15 protein-coding genes are annotated in these 18,690 nt (G+C 59.5%); 4 read left to right on the plus strand and 11 right to left on the minus strand.

Going from position 1 to position 18,690, the window contains the following annotated elements; genetic code table 11:
* The first annotated feature begins 47 nt into the window (after positions 1-47).
* Entirely contained in the window at positions 48-1,910 is a 1,863-nt protein-coding gene (gene dsbD, locus G7W63_RS14095) for a protein-disulfide reductase DsbD (RefSeq protein ID WP_166259364.1), read from the plus strand.
* A gap of 36 nt (positions 1,911-1,946) precedes the next feature.
* Here the strand turns inward: dsbD and G7W63_RS14100 are convergent, their stop codons facing one another.
* The 6 genes from G7W63_RS14100 to G7W63_RS20015 all read right to left on the minus strand — a co-directional run bounded on the left by G7W63_RS14100 (position 1,947) and on the right by G7W63_RS20015 (position 9,437).
* The gene (locus G7W63_RS14100; RefSeq protein WP_166259367.1) at positions 1,947-2,876 is read right to left on the minus strand and encodes a copper resistance protein B; all 930 of its coding nucleotides are present in this window, start codon (positions 2,874-2,876) and stop codon (positions 1,947-1,949) included.
* Complete coding sequence (locus G7W63_RS14105) at positions 2,863-3,309, minus strand: multicopper oxidase domain-containing protein (protein WP_166259370.1); 447 nt, start codon at positions 3,307-3,309, stop codon at positions 2,863-2,865. Before G7W63_RS14105 ends, G7W63_RS14100 begins: the two co-directional genes overlap by 14 nt.
* On the minus strand, positions 3,303-4,070 hold the full coding sequence (locus G7W63_RS14110; protein ID WP_166259373.1) for a cupredoxin domain-containing protein: 768 nt from the start codon (positions 4,068-4,070) through the stop codon (positions 3,303-3,305). The genes G7W63_RS14105 and G7W63_RS14110 overlap by 7 nt, the downstream gene beginning before the upstream one ends.
* A gap of 104 nt (positions 4,071-4,174) precedes the next feature.
* Positions 4,175-7,405 (minus strand): efflux RND transporter permease subunit, encoded by a 3,231-nt coding sequence (locus G7W63_RS14115; protein WP_166259376.1) that lies wholly within the window; start codon positions 7,403-7,405, stop codon positions 4,175-4,177.
* The gene (locus tag G7W63_RS14120) at positions 7,402-8,466 is read right to left on the minus strand and encodes an efflux RND transporter periplasmic adaptor subunit (RefSeq protein WP_166259379.1); all 1,065 of its coding nucleotides are present in this window, start codon (positions 8,464-8,466) and stop codon (positions 7,402-7,404) included. Before G7W63_RS14120 ends, G7W63_RS14115 begins: the two co-directional genes overlap by 4 nt.
* 221 nt (positions 8,467-8,687) lie before the next feature.
* Positions 8,688-9,437, minus strand: coding sequence for an MBL fold metallo-hydrolase (locus G7W63_RS20015; RefSeq protein WP_166259382.1), 750 nt, complete (start codon positions 9,435-9,437; stop codon positions 8,688-8,690).
* 408 nt (positions 9,438-9,845) lie between these two features.
* Between G7W63_RS20015 and G7W63_RS14130 the strand changes: the two genes are divergently transcribed.
* Positions 9,846-10,265, plus strand: coding sequence for a hypothetical protein (locus G7W63_RS14130; protein WP_166259385.1), 420 nt, complete (start codon positions 9,846-9,848; stop codon positions 10,263-10,265).
* A gap of 12 nt (positions 10,266-10,277) precedes the next feature.
* A complete protein-coding gene (locus G7W63_RS14135; protein WP_166259388.1) occupies positions 10,278-10,724 on the plus strand; it encodes a hypothetical protein in 447 nt (148 codons plus the stop codon).
* Between the two features lie 185 nt (positions 10,725-10,909).
* Here G7W63_RS14135 and G7W63_RS14140 read toward each other — a convergent pair whose 3' ends face one another.
* The 5 genes from G7W63_RS14140 to G7W63_RS14160 are packed head-to-tail and all read right to left on the minus strand — an operon-like array spanning position 10,910 to position 17,346.
* Entirely contained in the window at positions 10,910-13,111 is a 2,202-nt protein-coding gene (locus G7W63_RS14140) for a heavy metal translocating P-type ATPase (RefSeq protein WP_166259391.1), read from the minus strand.
* A 13-nt stretch (positions 13,112-13,124) separates the two neighbouring features.
* Positions 13,125-14,249, minus strand: coding sequence for a c-type cytochrome (locus G7W63_RS14145; protein WP_166259394.1), 1,125 nt, complete (start codon positions 14,247-14,249; stop codon positions 13,125-13,127).
* 37 nt (positions 14,250-14,286) lie between these two features.
* On the minus strand, positions 14,287-15,105 hold the full coding sequence (locus G7W63_RS14150; RefSeq protein WP_166259397.1) for a c-type cytochrome: 819 nt from the start codon (positions 15,103-15,105) through the stop codon (positions 14,287-14,289).
* Positions 15,102-15,734 carry a cbb3-type cytochrome c oxidase subunit II gene (locus tag G7W63_RS14155; RefSeq protein WP_166259400.1) on the minus strand — a complete coding sequence of 211 codons (633 nt, stop codon included), beginning with the start codon at positions 15,732-15,734 and terminating at the stop codon, positions 15,102-15,104. The genes G7W63_RS14150 and G7W63_RS14155 overlap by 4 nt, the downstream gene beginning before the upstream one ends.
* Before the next feature lies 1 nt (position 15,735).
* A complete protein-coding gene (locus G7W63_RS14160; protein ID WP_166259403.1) occupies positions 15,736-17,346 on the minus strand; it encodes a cbb3-type cytochrome c oxidase subunit I in 1,611 nt (536 codons plus the stop codon).
* A 535-nt stretch (positions 17,347-17,881) separates the two neighbouring features.
* On the opposite strand from G7W63_RS14160, the gene G7W63_RS14165 reads away from it, so the two are divergent.
* A complete protein-coding gene (locus G7W63_RS14165; RefSeq protein ID WP_166259406.1) occupies positions 17,882-18,664 on the plus strand; it encodes an SDR family NAD(P)-dependent oxidoreductase in 783 nt (260 codons plus the stop codon).
* The last annotated feature ends 26 nt before the right edge of the window (positions 18,665-18,690 follow it).

Below are 18,690 nucleotides of genomic sequence, written 5' to 3' on the forward strand. Positions count from 1 at the left end.
GGCCCCGGTTCAGACTGCAACTCTCACAGCCTTTTGGGAGTAGTACGATGTACCGGAATCGGGCCTTGCACAGCGGTCTCGCGTTTATTCTTTTTCTGTTGTCCGCCCAGGTCGGGGCTATCTCCAGTCCGTTCTCGGGATCGTCATCCGGAACGTTCGCCAGCAGCAACAGCGGCGACTTCCTTCCCGTGGGCGAAGCATTCCAGCTTGAGATGGAAGTGGCGGGCGACCAGATCTTTGCGCACTGGGACATCGCGTCGGATTACTACCTCTACCAGTCGCGGATAGACCTGGAAACTGCAGATGCCGAGCTTGGCTCGCTCGAGTTTGCAACCGACGGCGAGATGAAGGACGACCCCACCTTCGGTCCCATGGCGGTCTATTACGGCGAGGCTGACGTCAGCGCAGCAATACTCAGCGCCCCTGCTGATGAAGTTGCGCTGACGCTGACCTACCAAGGCTGTTCCGAGGACGGTCTTTGCTACCCACCGGAAACCCGGAACTTCACCGTAGACCTGTCTTCCAACGAAATCTCGGCCTCTGATGCCGGCACTGCACCCGGCTCGGGCAGTGCCTCAACCCCGGCGGCGACGCAATCCACCTCAGGCTACTCAACATCGACGGGCGCAACGGGCCTGACCAGCTTTCTCGAAACGTCCCACTGGGGCGTCATACTCCTGACCTTCTTCGTTTTCGGCCTCGGCCTGACGTTCACCCCCTGCGTCCTGCCCATGATTCCCATCCTTTCAGGCATTGTCATGGGCCAGCGCGAGCGGCCCTCCACCAGCAGGGCGTTTGTTCTGTCCCTGAGCTACGTGCTGGGTATGGCCACGACCTACGCACTGGCTGGCGTGGCAGTGGGTTACTTCGGCGCGAGCGCCAACCTGCAGGCCATGATGCAGCAACCCTGGATACTCAGCCTGTTCGGCGTGTTGTTCGTGCTGCTCGCCCTCTCCATGTTTGGCCTCTACGAACTCCAGTTACCCGCCGCTCTGCGGGACCGGCTCGACAACCTGAATCGCAGGCAGAAAGGCGGCCAGGTAGTGGGCGTCACCGTCATGGGTGTGCTCTCGGCGCTGGCAGTGTCCCCCTGTGTCACGGCCCCGCTGGCGGCCGCGCTTTTCTATATCTCTTCCACGGGCGACGCCCTGCTCGGCGGCGCTGCATTGTTCCTGCTCGCGCTCGGCATGGGGGCACCGTTACTGATCATCGGCACGATGGGCACCCGGCTGCTACCGAAAGCCGGCGCCTGGATGGTGCGGGTCAAAGAGGCCTTCGGCATTATCCTGCTCGGTGTGGCCATCTGGCTGGTCGAGCGCGTGCTGCCGGACAACCTGGGTCTGGCCTTGTGGGCACTGCTGCTGATTGGTGTGGGTGTGCACCTGGGTGCGCTGAAGAGCTCGCATACCGGTGGCTGGGCCCGCAGCGCACAGGCATTGGGCCTGGCGGCCCTACTCTGGGGCAGCTTTGTGCTCTGGGGCGCCGCCCAGGGCAGCGGTTCGCTCTGGCAGCCCATCACTGCCAGTAGCGGCGGCCAGGGACAGACCCAGCCGCACGCCAGCCCGTTTGAGCGCGTCGACGGTGCGTCTGAGTTGGCTGCACTGCTGGGTTCAGGTACGCCGGTGATGTTCGACTTCTACGCTGACTGGTGTGTGAGCTGCATCATCATGGAGGAGACCGTGTTTGCCCAGCCTGAGGTGGTCGCCTACAAAGACGACATGAAGTTCGTGCAGATCGATATCACCGATTTCGACGCCGACCACAAGGCCCTGCTGGACCAGTACAACCTCGCCGGTCCCCCGGCAGTGCTCTTCTTCGATGGTAATGGCGAAGAGATACGGGGGGCGCGGATTATGGGTGAGGTCGGACTGGAGGAGTTCCTTTGGAGGGTGAAGGACCAGGTACTCTGAGGTTCCACCCTGCCCTGGTCCGGCCCATGCCGAGGCTCAAAAAGCAAATCGTACCCCCGCGAGGACCATCCATTGTTCTGTTTTTTCGCCCGCAGCAGACGCAAGGTCTTCAGTCTCCCCCACCAGGAAGTGGTAGCGTGCGCCAATGTATGGGGCGAATTCACGGGTAATTTCGTAGCGCAACCGCAAGTCGAGATCACCGCTGGTAATACCGGCGCCGAGGTTGCGTTCATCAATATCCTGCGCCGCCAGCCCCAGTGCCAACCGCGGTTGAAGCAGCAACCGCTGGGTGATGCGAAGGTCGTATTCGCCCTCGATTTCCAGGGTTACATCTCCTTCCTCGGAAACCAGCGCCGAACCATCAAGTTCGACCTGGTACGGAGCCACTCCCTGCAGTGCGAGCACATAAGACCAGCGATCCTCATAGTCATCGGGCGTCCATTCACTGGCGTATTGCACACCGGTCTGTAGGCTCCAGAAGGGCGTGACCAGGCGAGAATAGAGAAAATCGTTCTCGCTTTCCCCCTCGTTAGGGCCATCGAAGATCGCCTCCCCTTCGCTTTTCCACCAGAATTTGTTGAGGTCGCCGCCAACCCAGAAGTCGGCCTCCCACCCCAGGTGATCGGGCGCGTCATCATCTGTCACCCGGTATTCGAACTGGTCAAAGAGGACGAACCCAAATATCTGCTCATCCATCACAGGGTCGCCAAAGTGGGGGGGAGGCTCGCTGTCGGCCGCTCCGAACACCTCATCAAGTGTTATACCCGCTGGCAGCGGCGGGACGTCAAGCCCGGGCGGCGTCCTCTCCGCTTGTTGGTCGTCGGTCTGCGCAGACTCCTTGTGCATAGGCATATCTGCGGTACTTGGCATTTGCTCCATGCCGGTGTGATCCTGGGCTCCGGCCTGACCGGAAAGCATCACCGCAACGGTGGTCATAAACGTAAGGGGTGCATTACGCATTGGCATCGATCGACCCTCCTTCCAGCGAGCGGACAACAGCAACGGTGCGGAACATACCGGCTTCCATGTGGTAAAGCAGATGACAGTGGAAAGCCCACTGGCCTGGCGCGTCGGCGGTGATATCAACCGTCAGCAGTTCTGCCGGCTGGACGTTCACCGTGTGTTTGCGAGGATTGGTGTCGAGGTTGCCCCCGGCGTACAGGTCCATCCACATGCCGTGCAGGTGGATCGGATGGCTCATCATGGTGTCGTTGACCATATTGATTCGTACGCGCTCACCAAACTGGAAACGAATCATGTCCGATTCGGACCACTTCTTGCCGTCGAAGCCCCAGATGAACTGGTGCATGTTGCCGGTCAGGTGCAGGTAAAACTCCCGGGTCGGTGCACTCCGCAACGGGGGGCGCTCAAGTGCCCGAAGCTGACTGTATGTCAGCACGCGCCAGCCGTCCCCCCCCCAAGACCTGCGCCGGGGTAATCCAGCCGACGATAGGCGGTCTCAGCCATGGTAATACTCGCCGGGCCGTGGAGGTCCGGGCCATGTTTGATTCGATCCTCCAGGTTCTCAGTAGGTAGTCCGCCGGGCGCTTGGTGGTCTCTGGGCATCTCTGTGGCGGCATGGTCGGCGGAGCCCATTCCCTGCATGTCGGCGCCATGATCCATGCTGCCCGAATGGTCCATACCACTTGTATGGTCCATGTCTTCCATACCATTCTTACCGCTCATCATCATGCCCATATCGGCCATGGTCAGCATGGGGCGGGGCCGCTGTTCAGGCACCGCCGCCGACATGCCTTGCCGTGGCGCCAGCGTTCCGCGAGCATAGCCGCTGCGGTCCATGGTTTCGGCGAAGAGCGTATAGGCCTTGTCGTCAGGCAAGGTGACCACAACGTCGTAAGTCTCGGCGACCGCGATGCGTAGCTCATCGGTCTCTACTGGCTTGATATCCTGCCCATCCGCCTGCACGACCGTCATGGGCAGGCCGGGAATGCGGATGTCGTAGAACGTCTGGCTGGAGGCATTGACGATGCGTAGCCTGGCCTTCTCCCCCGGCCTGGCAATAAACACCGGGTTCTCGTCGGCTACCTGGCCGTTCATCAGAAAGCTGTAAGTGGCGCCCGTAACATCGGCAATATCGGTCGGGTCCATGCGCATACCCTGCCAGGACAGCCGCTTTTTGATGACTTCCTCGAGCGACATGCCGGTGTTTTGCAATCTTAATTCGCAACTTTTATGCCTGCACTCTACTGCTCCCCTTTACTGCGACTCAGCTGGTGCAAGGAAAATTCTATAACCCAGCGAAACTAAAGCCAGCGCCGACGTGCCAGGCTGTAATACAGCAGCGGCACGACCAGCAAGGTCAGCAAGGTCGATACGGCGAGCCCGAAAATCAGTGAAATCGCCAGGCCATTGAATATCGGATCGTTGAGTATGAAGTAGGCACCGACCATCGCCGAAATAGCGGTCAGAGCAATTGGCTTGACCCGTACTGCGCCGGCAAGCACCACGGCTTCGTCCAGGTCGACGCCCTCGTCCAGCAACTGGCGGATGAAAACCACCAGCAGGATGGAATTCCGCACGATAATACCCGCCAGGGCGATCATCCCGATCATGCTGGTGGCGGTGAACTCTTTCCCCAGCAAGGCATGCCCCGGCATGATACCGATCAGCGTCAAGGGTATGGGCGCCATGATCACCACAGGCAGGATATAGGACCTGAACTGGGCCACCAGCAGGACAAAGATCATGAATACACCGACGCTGTACGCCGCTCCCATATCCCGGAATGTTTCATAGGTGATCTGCCATTCACCGTCCCATTTCAGCGACGCACGCTCAGGCACGTCGGGTTGCCGGATATAGTACTGCTCGGGCGCATCCGCCTGTTGCTCCAGCTGATCCACCATCCGGAACATGCCGTATAGAGGCGAGTCGACCTCCCCCGCCATGTCGGCGGTGACGTAGCTGACCGGAAGCAGGTCCTTGTGGTAGCGCGCCCCTAGCCAGTCGGCTTCCCTGATCTCCGCAATACTCGACAGAGGTACCAGTTCGCCGCTGCGACTGCGCAGGGCTAAAGACAGCAAACCAGACTGCTGGGCCTTGGTTCCCTCATCAAGGATGACGCGGATGGGCACGGCGTATTTGGCATGCTCATCATGCAGGTAGCTAACACTGGTTCCGCCGAGCAGGGTCTGCAATGCCGACACCACCTGAGCTTGTGAGACTCCCATGCGCGCTGCCCGATCCCGGTCCACTGCCACTTCCCACTGACGGGTCGGGGCCTCCACCGTGGTATCGATATCAACGAGCCCCTGCACTTGGCTCATACCCCGGGCAAGCTCTCTGGCAAGCTCGGTGCGTTGGGTTTCGTCACTCCCATAGACCTCCGCCACCACCGGCGACAATACCGGCGGGCCTGGCGGCACCTCGACAATCTTGACGGCGGCACCGTAGCGTTCGCCGATTTCCGTTAGAGGTGCGCGCAGGGCCAGCGCTATGGCGTGGGACTGGCGGCTGCGGTTTTCCTCGTCAGCCAGGTTAACCTGGATGTCCCCCTGGTAGGGCTCGCCACGCAGGTAATATTGCCGAACCAGACCATTGAAGTTGATCGGCGAACCCGTGCCAGCGTACGCCTGCCAGTTGGCAACCTCATCTATGGATTCCAGATAATGACCCATTTCCAGCAGCACACGCTGGGTCCCCTCCATGGGCGTATGCTCGGGCATATCCACCACAACCTGGAGTTCGGATTTGTTATCGAACGGCAGCATCTTGAGAATCACGGCCAGGAACACTGGCAACGAGGCCGCAAGCAGGGTCAGTGCGAGAACCCCCAGGCCAAGGAGGCGACGCCGCCAGCGATGGCCACCAAGAAAAGGCCCAAGCACGGAACGAAAGAGCTTCAGAACCTTGGGACTGACGCCTGTGGCCGAGTTACTGGCCTGCTCAGCCTCATCTGCTGCCTCGCCTTTCTTGTGTTTAAGCAGGCGAAGCGCCAGCCAGGGAGCAACCACAAAGGCAACGATTTGCGACAACACCATGCCGGCAGATGCATTGATCGGGATCGGCCGCATGTAGGGGCCCATCAGTCCGCTGACAAAGGCCATGGGAATCAGCGCGGCCATGATGGTCAGGCTCGCCATGATCGTGGGTGTGCCCACCTCATCCACAGCGAGTGGAATGATTTCCTTGACCGGACGCCGTGTATTCTGGATGCGGCGGTTGATGTTCTCCGTAATAACGATGCCGTCATCCACCAGGATGCCAATCGAGAATATGAGGGCGAACAGCGAAACGCGGTTGAGCGTAAACCCCCACGCCCAGGAGAACACGAGCGTCAGCAGCAAGGTTATGAGTACCGCCAGCCCCACGATCAGGGCCTGACGCCAGCCCATTGCCGCAAGCACCAGCAGAAACACGGCCAGCGTTGCCGAGATCAGGTCGGTGATCAGCTGGTTCGATTTGGCGGAGGCGGTCTTGCCATAGTCGCGGGTGACTACCACTTCGATGCCTGCTGGCAGCGATTTGTTACGCAGACCCTCCAGGCGTTGCTCAACAGCGCGGGTAATATCGATCGCGTTTTCGCCCGGCTTCTTGGCAATAGCCAGTGTCACGGCAGGATAAAGGTCACCGGGTTGGCCGGCTCGGCTGGGGTCACTTGCGGGCCCGAATCCCATCATCACGCTCTGGTCCGGCACCGTGCCGCCCCGACTGATTTCGGCAACATCCTGCAGTCGCACGGCGGCGCCGTTGTTCACACCAACCACCAGCTCACGAACAGTTTCAACATTGTCGATGAGGGTGCCCGCCTGTACCGGAATGGACACCCCGTCCTGGGTTACCCGGGCCTCCTGGCTACTCGCGTTGCCAGCCTCGAGCGCATTTCGGAGGTCGTCAATAGCGAGGTTATAGCCTTTCAGCAATGCCGGATCCACCCTCACGTCGACCCGGTCCGGGGTGCCACCCACCGTGTACACATCGCGGGTGCCGGGGACCCGTTTAAGGGCGACTTCGAGCATGTGGGCCAGGCGTGTCAACGCCTCTCCGGAGTGACGGTTTTCCGGATCGTAGAGCGTCAGCGTCATGACGGGCACATCGTCGATGCCCTTGGGCTTCACCAGGGGCTGGCTGGCACCCAGATTCTGCGGCAACCAGTCCTGGTTGGAGTAGACCTTGTTGTAAAGCCGCACTAGCGCTTCCTGGCGCGGCACCCCAACCTCAAACTCGACGGTGATGACCGCCTGGCCCTGACGGGACACGGAATAGACATGCTCGAGACCATCGATCTCGCTCATCACCTGCTCGGCAGGCGTGGCGATCAGGCTCTCGACCTCACGGGCGCTGGCTCCAGGGAGGGCCACCATGATGTCCGCCATGGTAACGTCGATCTGGGGCTCTTCTTCCTTGGGCGTAATAATGATCACCAGAATGCCCAATACAATGGCCAGGACAGCCAGCAGAGGTGTCAGTTTGGAATCCTGGAAGACCCGGGCAATGGCGCCGGAGGGACCGACAGACGGTGGCTCTCCGCTCACTGGATAGACTCCCTGTCACTGAGGTCGGGATTTTCCGCCTCTATCTGGCGCCCAGCTTCCACCAGCCCTGCCGGGTTGGTGACGACCTGCTCACCCTCACTGAGGCCCGCCAGCACTTCGATGCGCCCGTTGTCCCGCACGCCGGTGCGGATCTGGCGCAGGCGCGGTTTTGTATCATCTTCAACAACATAGACGGCACGCAACTCACTGCGCTGTATCAGACTGCTGGCAGGGATCCAGAGCGCACTTCGCTCGCTGGCAGGTACACCCACCTTGACTAGCATGCCCGGGAACAGCGAGCTTTCGGGCTCGTTCAGAGCCAATCGCAGACGAAAGGTATGTGTCTCGGGGTCGGCGTAGGGGTAGAAGGTCATTTCCCCACTTTCGAGGACACGCCCGTCATCGAAGGTAATGCGGGCCTGGCGTGTGTCACGGACCCTGCTGGCATACTTCTGGGGCAACTCGACAACTACCCGTAGTTGCTCGAGCGAGAGCCCACTCATGAGCGGTTGTCCTGGCCTTACTGACTCCCCAACCTCTACGTGTCTGTCAGTAAGAATACCGCTGTAAGGCGCGACTACCCGTGTGTATTCCAGTTCTTTTTCCGCTTCTTCGACCGCAGCCCGGGCGCTCTCCAGCCGGGCACGCGCCGTACTGAGGTTATTGCGTGCCTGATCAAAGTCCTGTTGTGAAACGAATCCCTCATCGTGGACTTCTTCAATTCTTGCAAACTGCCGACGGGCATTCTCGAAGTTGGATTCCGCCTCTTCCAGTCTGCCACGGGCCTGGTTCAACCTCGCCTGCTGCTCACTGTCCTCCAGTTGGACTATAAGCTCACCGGCCTCGACCGAGTCGTCAACGTCAAAAGGCAGACGCAGCACAGTGCCACTGGTCTGCGCCGAGACTGTGCTTTGCTGGACAGCTTCGATCACACCGTCGAGACTCACCGTCTCATGCAGTGTGTCACGCCGAACTGGCTCGTGGTTTACCTGGGCAAACGTCTGGCCCGGCAGGCAGACGATCAGTAGCAACAAGGACCAGCGCAGAAGCTTCATCAGCATTCCTTTTTCTTAGCATTCGCTCTGGGAGCGACGTCCACCAGGTGGCGCCGCGTATCAGATTACTCATTCCATCTGGGGGTTGGTGAACAATGCGACCCCATTTTGCCTTAGGGCATCACAACTGTGGTGTTCTGCAGACCAATCCGACCGTATGGAAAAGCCCATATTTCGAAAACTGCACATCAAACACAGACTTCTGGTAACGGGCTCCGATCAAGGAGCTAACCCTGTGGGCTTGCAGCCATTTGGTTGCAGTATGCCTGCAAGTGTTCCGGCAAGTCTGGAGGACAGACTCCGCACTGTTTATTGCCGGGGACCGCATAATCGATAAACTTGGGGTAAGCCAGATTAAGGCTATTCATGATATCCCGAAACTCCTCCAGGCTCTTGCTCTGCCCTAACCTCGGGTTGCGGTCCTTCTCCTGACGGATGGTGGATACCCTACGGTGGTTGTAATCATGAGCGGGATATACCAGGTAGTCATCAGGGAACGTAAAGAGCTTTTCGGTAACTGTTCGGTAAAGCGAGTCAACATCTCCGTTCTGGAAGTCCGTTCGTCCGCAGCCATCGACCAGGAGTGCATCACCGGTGAACAGACGGTCGTCGAGCCGATAAGCGAAATGGCCGTCGGTATGTCCGGGTGTATGAATGGGCTGGAATCCAAGCCTTCCGACCTGGAACGGCTTGCCTTCTTCTATGCCAAGGTCGGTGCAGGGTAAACAATCCATGGCTGGCGCAGCAATCTTACTGCCTACCCGCTGTTTGAGCTCCCGCGCAGACGTAATGTGATCAGCGTGAATGTGGGTGTCGAGCGTGTAGTCGAGTTTTAGACCATGTCTGGCGACCTCTTCCAGGTCTCGGTCGATTGCGTTAATTACGGGATCGATCAGCACTGCAAGCCCCGTCTCTTCACAGCCAAAAAGATAGGTATAGGTGCTCGATATTGGTTCATATAGCTGACGAAAAATCATGGCTTGGCCCTTCCTTTGGTGAATCATACTCAGTGGCTACTGCTTGCATCGAAACCAAATTTCACTTTTCGACTTGAATAGTTCCGGACTGAACAACGGTTACTCTCACGTGACTGTGCCTGAAAACCCCCGGGCGGCTAACGATTGTTCTTGGGTTCCACTGACGCCCAAGCCCGGCATTTACTTCTCTAGAATCTACTTCCCCTCAGTTTAAAAGGTGCTAGTCGCTCAAGACTAGCGTATCGACAGCATTTTTATTTCATCCCGCTTACCAACCTGTCAAATGCTTATATCCTCTATGCCAAGTGTGCTAGTTTTTAGAAGTACGGCTAACGAGGCTGGGAGACGTACCTCTTTGGCAACTGCAACTGAGCCTGACCAAATCCCATGTTGAAAACAGGAGGATTTATGTTTCAGAGCACAACCGAAAGAGTCAGTAACCATACAAGCGAAGCTCAGCGACGAAAGCTCGATCAGCAGTTACTCGACACCATCGACGAGTATCGGTCCGCCAGTCCCTATCAGATCAGTAAACGACTTGCCGAGCTTGATGATGAGTGGGACCTGGAAAGAGTAATAGAAATTGAGGCGCCCCTCATGATCGGACTGGGCGCCGGGCTGGGCCTGTTTCACAGTCCAAAGTGGTTCGGGCTTTCCGCTGCGGCTGCAGCCATGGTCATTCTGCATAACACCCAGGGTTGGTATCCCCTTTTGCCATTATTTCAACGCATGGGGATCCGCTCTCAGAATGACATAGAGACGGAGCGAAACGCTTTGAGAGTCTTGCGCAGGGACCATGAAAAATACGCTCGCCAATCTCGTCACTAAGGAGGAAAGATCATGCTCCATAGTAATGCCAATCGAGTTAAGGAACAGACTGCCCCGCATATCAATCAGGCAATTGAGCAAAAGTCCAGAGATCGAGTGCAGCTGTACAGTGCTCACGCGCCAGACCTGATAACCAAACGACTGCAGCGCCTGGATGCCGAGTGGGACACGGAACGAACGTTACAAACCAACTTTGCCACGCTTTCTCTGGTTGGCATAGCGTTAGCGGCAACGGTAGACAAGCGCTGGGCTCTGCTAGCTATAGGCGTCCCGGCCTTTATGATCCAGCACGCCCTGCAGGGCTGGTGCCCTCCATTGGCAGTATTACGTCGCAAAGGTTTCCGCACGACTAAGGAAATAAATGAAGAGCGATTTGCATTGAAATCCCTGCGCGGGGACTTTGCCGATGTCCGTTCGACGAATGACCCCAAAGATATACTGGACGCCGTCAGGTCCTGAAGATGCGAGGCTTAGCCAAGCTCTTGGCCCCATCTGTCTAGATGGATGGGGCTCCCCTTTTGTTTCGCCAGCAAGTGCGGCACCCATCAACACCGCTAGTAACAGTCCCAGAGCCAGTTCGAAAGAGCCTTGGTTTGCCGGCGTCCATTTCAGAAATACGCAGGCGCAACCAGTAGGGCCACCGGTTAGCGGGCAAGCCGTGCACTATTGGCCACAACACTCAGGCTGCTGGCCAACATGGCTATTGCCGCGGCAACGGGCGGCACGGCACCCGAAGCGGCGAAGGTCAGGATAGCGACATTATAAAGGACCGAAAAAGCAAGATTCTGGCGGACGATTCGCAGTGTCCGGCGTGACAGGCGCCAGGCAGAGGTTACCCCGTTAAAACCGCCGTCCGCGATTACCACCCCGGCCGTGGCAACCGCCGGGGCAGAAGCACCCTGCACGGCAATACCGCAATCCGCTGCTGCGAGGGCGAGCGCATCGTTGACCCCGTCGCCGACGAACACAACCGGTCTGGCAGCACTGCTGACGCGCGTTACCTTGTCCTCCGGCAGGCAGCCGGCGTACACATGATCCGGCTCCAGGCCGATCGCAGAGGCAACCACCGATGCCGCGTCGGCATGGTCCCCGGTCGCCAGAGCGAGCTTTACGCCAGCATCCCGCAGAGTCTCTGCTGCATGGATGGCGCCGGGTCGAATAGTGTCCCGCAGCAGGATCAACCCGAGCCATTCGCCATTGCATGCCAGGCCAACAGGCGTAGTGCCAGGGTTCGTGGCGCGCCGTTCAGCCGGGACGTCTACGTTCTGCTCCCGTAACCAGCTTATGGCGCCGACCATGACAGTGTCAGCTGTGTCGGCGGCAAGCCAGACAGAGCCGCGGGCATAGCGCGTGGTGTGACCGGGCTCGTCAGGACAAGTAGCCGCGCCAACCTCCGCCCTGGCGGCACGATTGATAGCGTCTGCGATGGGGTGGGCTATTCCGGCTTCAGCCCGCGCGGCAAGATGAAGTATACGTTGGCGAGAAAGGCCCTTACTGATAACCCCCTCTACGTCCAGCTTCCCCGAGGTCAGCGTTCCTGTTTTGTCGAACAATATTTCCCGGGCGCCAGCTAGTGCTTCAAGGGAGGCTGGATCACGGAACATGATGCCCTGCCGGGCGGCTGTACCGGTGGCGGTGGCATAGGCCAGCGGCAGGGCCAGCCCAACCGCACAGGGACACGCTGCGACGAGAACGGACAAAGCTCTCAAGGCAGCCTCGGCGGCATCGCCGGTGGTGCTGAAGCCATAGGCAAACGCTGCTGCAGAAAGCACCAGTGCCGTGGGGACGAGCCAGCGTGCGAACCGCTCCGCCTGAAGCGCCACGGTACTCTTGGCCCCGGACAGCTCCAGCATGCGGATACCGATCCGGTCGACAAAACGGCCCCCATAGGCAACGTCTGCCCGAACGGTGATCTGGCAGGACAGATTGGTGCTGCCGGCCTCCACCACGGCTCCGGGCGCGATCGCCAGAGGGCGGGATTCGCCGGAGACGAGCGCGCGATCAACCTCGCTCTCGCCCGCGAGAACCGTTCCATCGACAGCAATGCGCTCGCCTGCCCTTATCAGCACCTGCTCACCAACCGCCAGATCAGCCGCGCGAATGTCTTCGCTACTGCCGTCGCTCAGCAGCCGGCGAACGGTTTCCGGAACGGTCTGGCGCAACGCATTTACTGCTGCGGAGTTGCGGCGACGGGCATGGAGTTCGATCAGGCGACCACACAGCAGAAACGTCACCAGCATCGTCGCGGTGTCGATATAGATGTCGGCGCTGCCCCGGACCACCTGCCAGACCGAGAGCCCCGTGGCCGCCAGAACTCCGAACGAGATCAGTGCGTCCATGCCCGGCACACCAGCCTTCAAGGTACGCCAGCCAGCACGGTAGAAGGACCAGGCCGAGTAGGTTAGGACTGGTATTGCAGAAATGATGGCAGCGACAGCGATCCACCAGCCTGCGGCAGACTGCGCAATCACCGGGTCGATATAGAGCATGATGGAGGCAAGCATGCTCCACATACCGAAGAACAGAGCCACCGCAAGCCTTACCCAGACTTTGCGGGAATGCTCATCGATGCGCTGCTCCATCTGGTCGACTTCGACCAGCGGGGAGACGCGATAGCCCAGTTTGGCCACGCGCTCGAAGATCTTTCGCGGGTCGAAGTCGTCGCTGTCCCAGGTCACCAGAGCACTGCCACCAGCAAAGCTCGTACTTGCAAACGTGACGCCGGGGGTCCGCTGGATGATCCGCTCAACGGCCATGGCGCAGCCAGCACACCACATTCCCTCGATGGTCACTACCAATCGGCGTGCCCGGCGAATGCTGGCTAGATCCAACTGATCGGCATCCATCTAGACAGAATTCCTACTGTTGCGGGGAAGTTGCCGCCTGCTCGCGGCTGGCCCCCTGGCCCACAATCTTTCCACGGACTTCCTGGCCGTAGTAGATCTGGCTGCCGTCGTGATGTCTGGCGCGGTTTTCTTCCACCGTGCCGGTCTGGCGGGGATCCTTGGGCCGCTCGAAGCTGTTGATGTAAGCCGCGACGTCCCAGGCTTCCTGGTCGGTCAGGCTGTTTGGCTTGCTCAGTGGCATGTTGGCCTTGATAAAGGCCGCGGCGGTATTGACCCGCGACATGCCAGCGCCCCAGTTGTAAGACTCCGGTCCCCACAAGGGTGGGAACCGCACGCTGCCGTCGGCTTCCCGGCGCCCCTGACCATCTTCACCATGGCAGAGTGCACAGTTTGCCTTGTAGACATCCTCACCCCGGCCGTAATCGTAGCCAAGATCGGTTTTTGCTACTTTCGGATACCCGGCACCTGGTACTTTTGCGCCGGCGGGCAGGCCATCCGCAAGCCAGAAGGCGTAAGACTCCAGAGCAACGTATACGTCGCTGCCCAGAGGCGGTGGCGTCCCGGAGGGCGAGTCCGGCGCGTTCATGGAATAGGTAAAGCACCCTTTGATACGCTCCTGGAAAGTGTTCACTTTTTTGTTCTTACCGCGGAACATGGGGTACTTGGGATAGGCGCCCCAGAGCGGCGCCGAGTTCTCTTTCCGTCCCCCGTCCAGATGGCAGTTGGCGCAGGACTGACTGTTGCCGACAAAGTCCGGTGCGTTCTCGCCGGTGTTGAGAAAGATGTCCCGCCCACGGCGTATCGATTCGCCGAACGGTGTGTCGGGGATATCAGATTCAGCCGGAGGGGCGTAGTAGCCCTCGCTGGAAACCGGTATTTTTGGCGGATCCGACTGAATGTCTTTCAGCCACGACTCCCGCGAAGCCTGCATTTCGGCACGACTGGCGAGGGCTCGCTTCTCGATGTCTGCCTCATCGGTCTCGGGTATACCGCTGACCGTACTGTAGAGGTTGTTCCAGATGCCCGACTGAAAGACCAGCGTGCCGAAGGCGAACAATGCCAGGCCCAGGGCCCCCGCCTTGAGCAGCCGACGCAAGGTGAGGCTCAGGCCGCCGTTCTGTGAGGAATTCTTGCTCATTTTATTCTCCGACTGGTCCGGTAAACTACTGCGCCTGTTACCTGGGCCTTAGTGGCAGTGTCGCCAGGTAATCTGAAACCGCACGCATGTCTTCGGGCGCCATTGCCTGGGCGATGCCGTCCATCAATGCCTGCGGCGAATTGCCCCGGGCGCCGGCATGCCACCTGGCAAGCTGGACGAATGTATATTCCGGGTGCTGTCCGGCCAACATGGGGAAGGAGGGCTCTACACCTTCACCACTGCTCCCGTGGCACTGCAGGCAGGCCGGCACGTTTTGTTCCCAGTCGCCGTTTTCGGCGAGGACCCGGCCACGCTCAAGATCCCCGCCCATCGACGGCGCCACTACCGAAGGCAAACGGATCTGGGCATAGTAGTCCGCCAGGCCGCGCATCTCGTCTTCGCTCAGGGCGTTCACCACAAAAGCCATACTGGCGTCATCGCGGCTGCCGCCGTGGAAGTCCTGCAGCTGCTTGAACAGGTAATCCGAAACCTGGCCGGCCAGTCGTGGTGTCGAGGTGTTGCCCTCCCCCGTCGCGCCATGGCAGGACGCACAGCTCCACATGTCGTCCTTGCCCGAGTACACCAACCCCAGTATCTCCTCGGGTGCATTTTGCAGTCCCTGCGCTTCGGTAGCCGGCGCTGATGCTGGCGCATCGGGGCTGGCTTCCTGGACAGCCTCAGGACCGGTTTCATCATGGGCGCCGCCGACTTCGCTCAGGTACGTCAGGGCTCCCCAGATGGCTAGCGCGAAAACCAGCGCAATGACAAATATCGGAATCGGCTGGTTCGGCTCCCAGGGCTCAAAATTCTGGTCTACATGATCGATGTGCTTGACTGATTTATCACGCCGCGTCATTTCCGCTCCCCCTTCGACGTGTCAAAACCCTGATCCCGGATACTGCTCAGTTCGCCTTCCACGGGGTAGGTCCGTTTCAGGCTTTGCAGATACGCCACCAGATCCAGTGCTTCTTGCTTGGCCACCACGACTTTACCGTCGGGCCGGTACTCGGCCGGAAGCTTGACGACAATATCCTCCGGGGAAGCTTGGTCCTTGGCCTCAAACAGAAACGGGTACGCAGGCATGATGCTCCAGTCGAAAATCGACCGGGGCTGATAGAGATGCGTGAGATGCCATTCGACACTGGGCAGTCGCGCGCCCACGTTAAGCAGATCCGGCCCGGTACGCATGGTGCCCAACTGGTGCGGTGCATCGTAGTGGTAGTCGCTGCCTACGGAGGCACGTCCCCATCCGTGGGCGGCATCGGCCAGGGTCTGCGAACCTGAACGCGGCTGCTGGCTATGACAGTAGACGCAGCCCAGGCTGACGTACTGGTCGCGGCCGGCCTGCTCTTGCGCCGTGTAGGGCTGCAACTGTTCTGACGGCTTCTGCTGGTTGATCTGGATACCCGGCAGGATGACCAGCATCAACGTGGCGGAAGCCAGAATCGCGATGGCGCCAATGGCCAGAGGAAGCAGGCGATTCATATCAGATGCCCTCCGCAGTAGCGGGACGACCGGTAGCGTCCGTTTCATTTCGGGTACGCGCCGTCGCGCCTTTGCCCATCAGCAGTGCGACGATATGGACGGCGAAGATGACATGGCCGAGCGTCATCAACGTGCCGCCGACGGAGCGGGCCTCCAGGTAGGGCTGCAACGTACGGGTGATGTCAGCGAACGGATGCCCGACTTCCATCAGCCCCAGCCCTTGCAACCAGCCGCCGATCGAGACGGAAAAGAAATAGATCGCGAAGCCGCCCACCACGAGCCAGTAGTGCGTGGCCAGCAGGCGGGGCCAGGGCCATTCGCGCCGGGTCAGCAGCGGCAGCATGTAATAGAACGCGCCGAACATGACCATGGTGGTAAAGCCATAGGCGCCGAGATGGGCGTGGCCTACCGTGTAGTGCGTGAAGTGAGTAACCGAGTTGATCGACCGGAGCGCCTCAAGGGACCCCTGGAAAGAGGCAAGCGTATACATCACTGCCCCGGTGGAAACAAAGCGGAGTGCGAGGGACTGCTTGAACGCCCACAGGTTGCGCAGCACCGTGCCATGCTGATTGATCGCTACCGCGATGACCGGAATAAACATCATGACGCTGTGGATGACAGATAACGTCACCACCCAGGTCGGGACAGGACCGCCGATGAGGTGGTGGATGCCCACCTGGCTATAGAACAGGGCCAGGCCCCAGAAGCCCAGCAGGGACAGACTGTACGAGTAGACCGGGCGGCCGATAATCTTGGGGATCAGGTAATACGCCGCCCCGACCCCGAGAGGTGTCAGCCACAGGCCTAGAACGTTATGGGCGAACCACCAGTTCATGGTCGCCTGCTGCACCCCGGAGTGCAGCTCCGGGATCTTGGCGATAAAAAACAGGATCGGAAACCAGCACAGCGCTGCCAGCAGGTACCAACCCGTAACGTATATATGGTGGACCTCACGGTGCCGGGCGGTATTGATCACCGAGAACGCCATGCAGGCCCCGCCAATAGCTAGCAGCAGGCCGATTTCCCAGGGAATCTCAAGCCATTCGAGGCCCTCAGTCCAGCCACTGCCAATCGCAATCACGCCCGCCGCGACGCCAATGGTCCAGACGCTGGCACCGAAATAGGCCACGCGGGGCCAGCGCAGCGGCGTGTGGAACATGCGAGGCAATATCCACAGCGCCACGCCGATCCCGGCAATGGAAAGCCAGCCATAAGAAACCAGGTTCAGGTGCATGGTACGCACCCGGCCAAAGGTCATGGCGGCGGTATCGCTGAGAAGGTCAGGCAAATGCAGCTTGAAGGAGGCGAGCAAACCGAAGGCGGAGCCCAGTAGCAGCATGACCGCCGCGACGATGGTCATGAGAATGACTACGTTGCGACCAGGATCATCGATGCGTGAGCGTACGGCATCGAAGCCCTTCTGCTCCTGGCTTTTCTCGGCGTGAAAAGCAGTGGAGTCGTCCGGCTGCCCCACCTCTCCTTTCTCGAAAATAGACTCGGCATCCTGCTGGTTGACCGAGAACTGACGATTGGCAATCGCCCAGATCAGTATGCCGAGCGCGGCCAGCGAGCCGATAAAGCTGAGCGTCAGCAGAAGCCCTATTGTTATCATAGTAAAGGCCTACTCCATTCACAGGGTTAAAAGCTGCTACCTAGGCCGTGGAACGGCTGGTGTTATATTGCTAAGAGAGGTTCGTCTAGCAAACTGAGCATTTCCCATGTTTGAACATGCATCGCTTGGCACGACCCGTCGCTGAATGTGCGCATGCGAACCAACAATGAATGCCGACGACGTCTGTACCGACGAAGTTAAACGGTCAGGATTAAGCCAAGATTAAGCTCGGCCTTTTCAAACCGTTCGTTGTCTTCACCCATCAGACTGAGCCAACCTGTGGAGAACGGATCCTTGTAGCCTTCCTCGATCACCACGCCCTAGGCCTCGGCCGCTGCCTGAATTTCTTTGATGTTGAAGCTCTGGCCTTCCTCAAGCACATTCCCTCCAAAGCGCAGAACTAACGGCACATACGTTCGACGGGGTACCGATAGCGTTTGATGTGATCCACGTATCGAGAGAAGATACCGCTGTCAGACCTCATGGAGAATCCCGCGCTCATCTGCAAACCAGCAACACTAAGAAGGCACTTGCTATGAAACTCAAAGACTCTGTCGCCATCATCACCGGCTCCTCTTCCGGTATCGGCGCGGCCATCGCCCGCCTGTTTGCCGAACACGGCTGCCACGTGGCGATCAACTACAGTAACAATGAGGAAGGCGCCCGGGCGGTAGCCGCCGACTGCGAGAAGCACGGTGTGAAAACCCTGGTGATGCGAGCCGATGTGGCGGAATACGCCGACTGCCGTGCCCTTGTGGATGCCACCCTGGACCAGCTGGGTCGTGTTGATATCCTGCTAAACAACGCCGGCACCACCAAATTCTGTAACCACACCAACCTCGACGGCCTCGACAAACAGGACTTCCTCGACCTGTACGCCGTCAATACCGTGGGCCCCTACCAGATGACCCGTGCCGCCGAGGAAGCCCTGCGGGCCAACGGTTCCGGGCATATCATCAACATGGCGTCCATTGCCGGTCTTGCTGGCATCGGCAGCTCCATCGCCTATGCCGCCTCAAAGGGTGCCCTGATAACCATGACCCGCTCCCTGGCCCGCGTTATGGGTCCGGAAGTCCGTGTCAATGCCGTCTGTCCAGGTTTTGTACAGGGTGAATGGCTGAAAAAGGGTCTGGGCGAAGCCAAATACGACGCCTTACTGGAGAAGACCAAGAGCGCCTCGCCCCTGCATGACGCCGCTTCTCCGGAAACCGTAGCCGACGTCTGCCTCGGCCTGATCATCGGGGGCGACCTGACGACGGGCGAGACCATCCTCATCGACGGCGGCGCCCATCTGGGCATGGCGCCTGTCCGCAGATGAACCCGCGCAGAATCAAGGAGACTTCC

The sequence above is a fragment of the Marinobacter salicampi genome, from assembly GCF_011074795.1.
Lineage (GTDB): Bacteria > Pseudomonadota > Gammaproteobacteria > Pseudomonadales > Oleiphilaceae > Marinobacter > Marinobacter salicampi.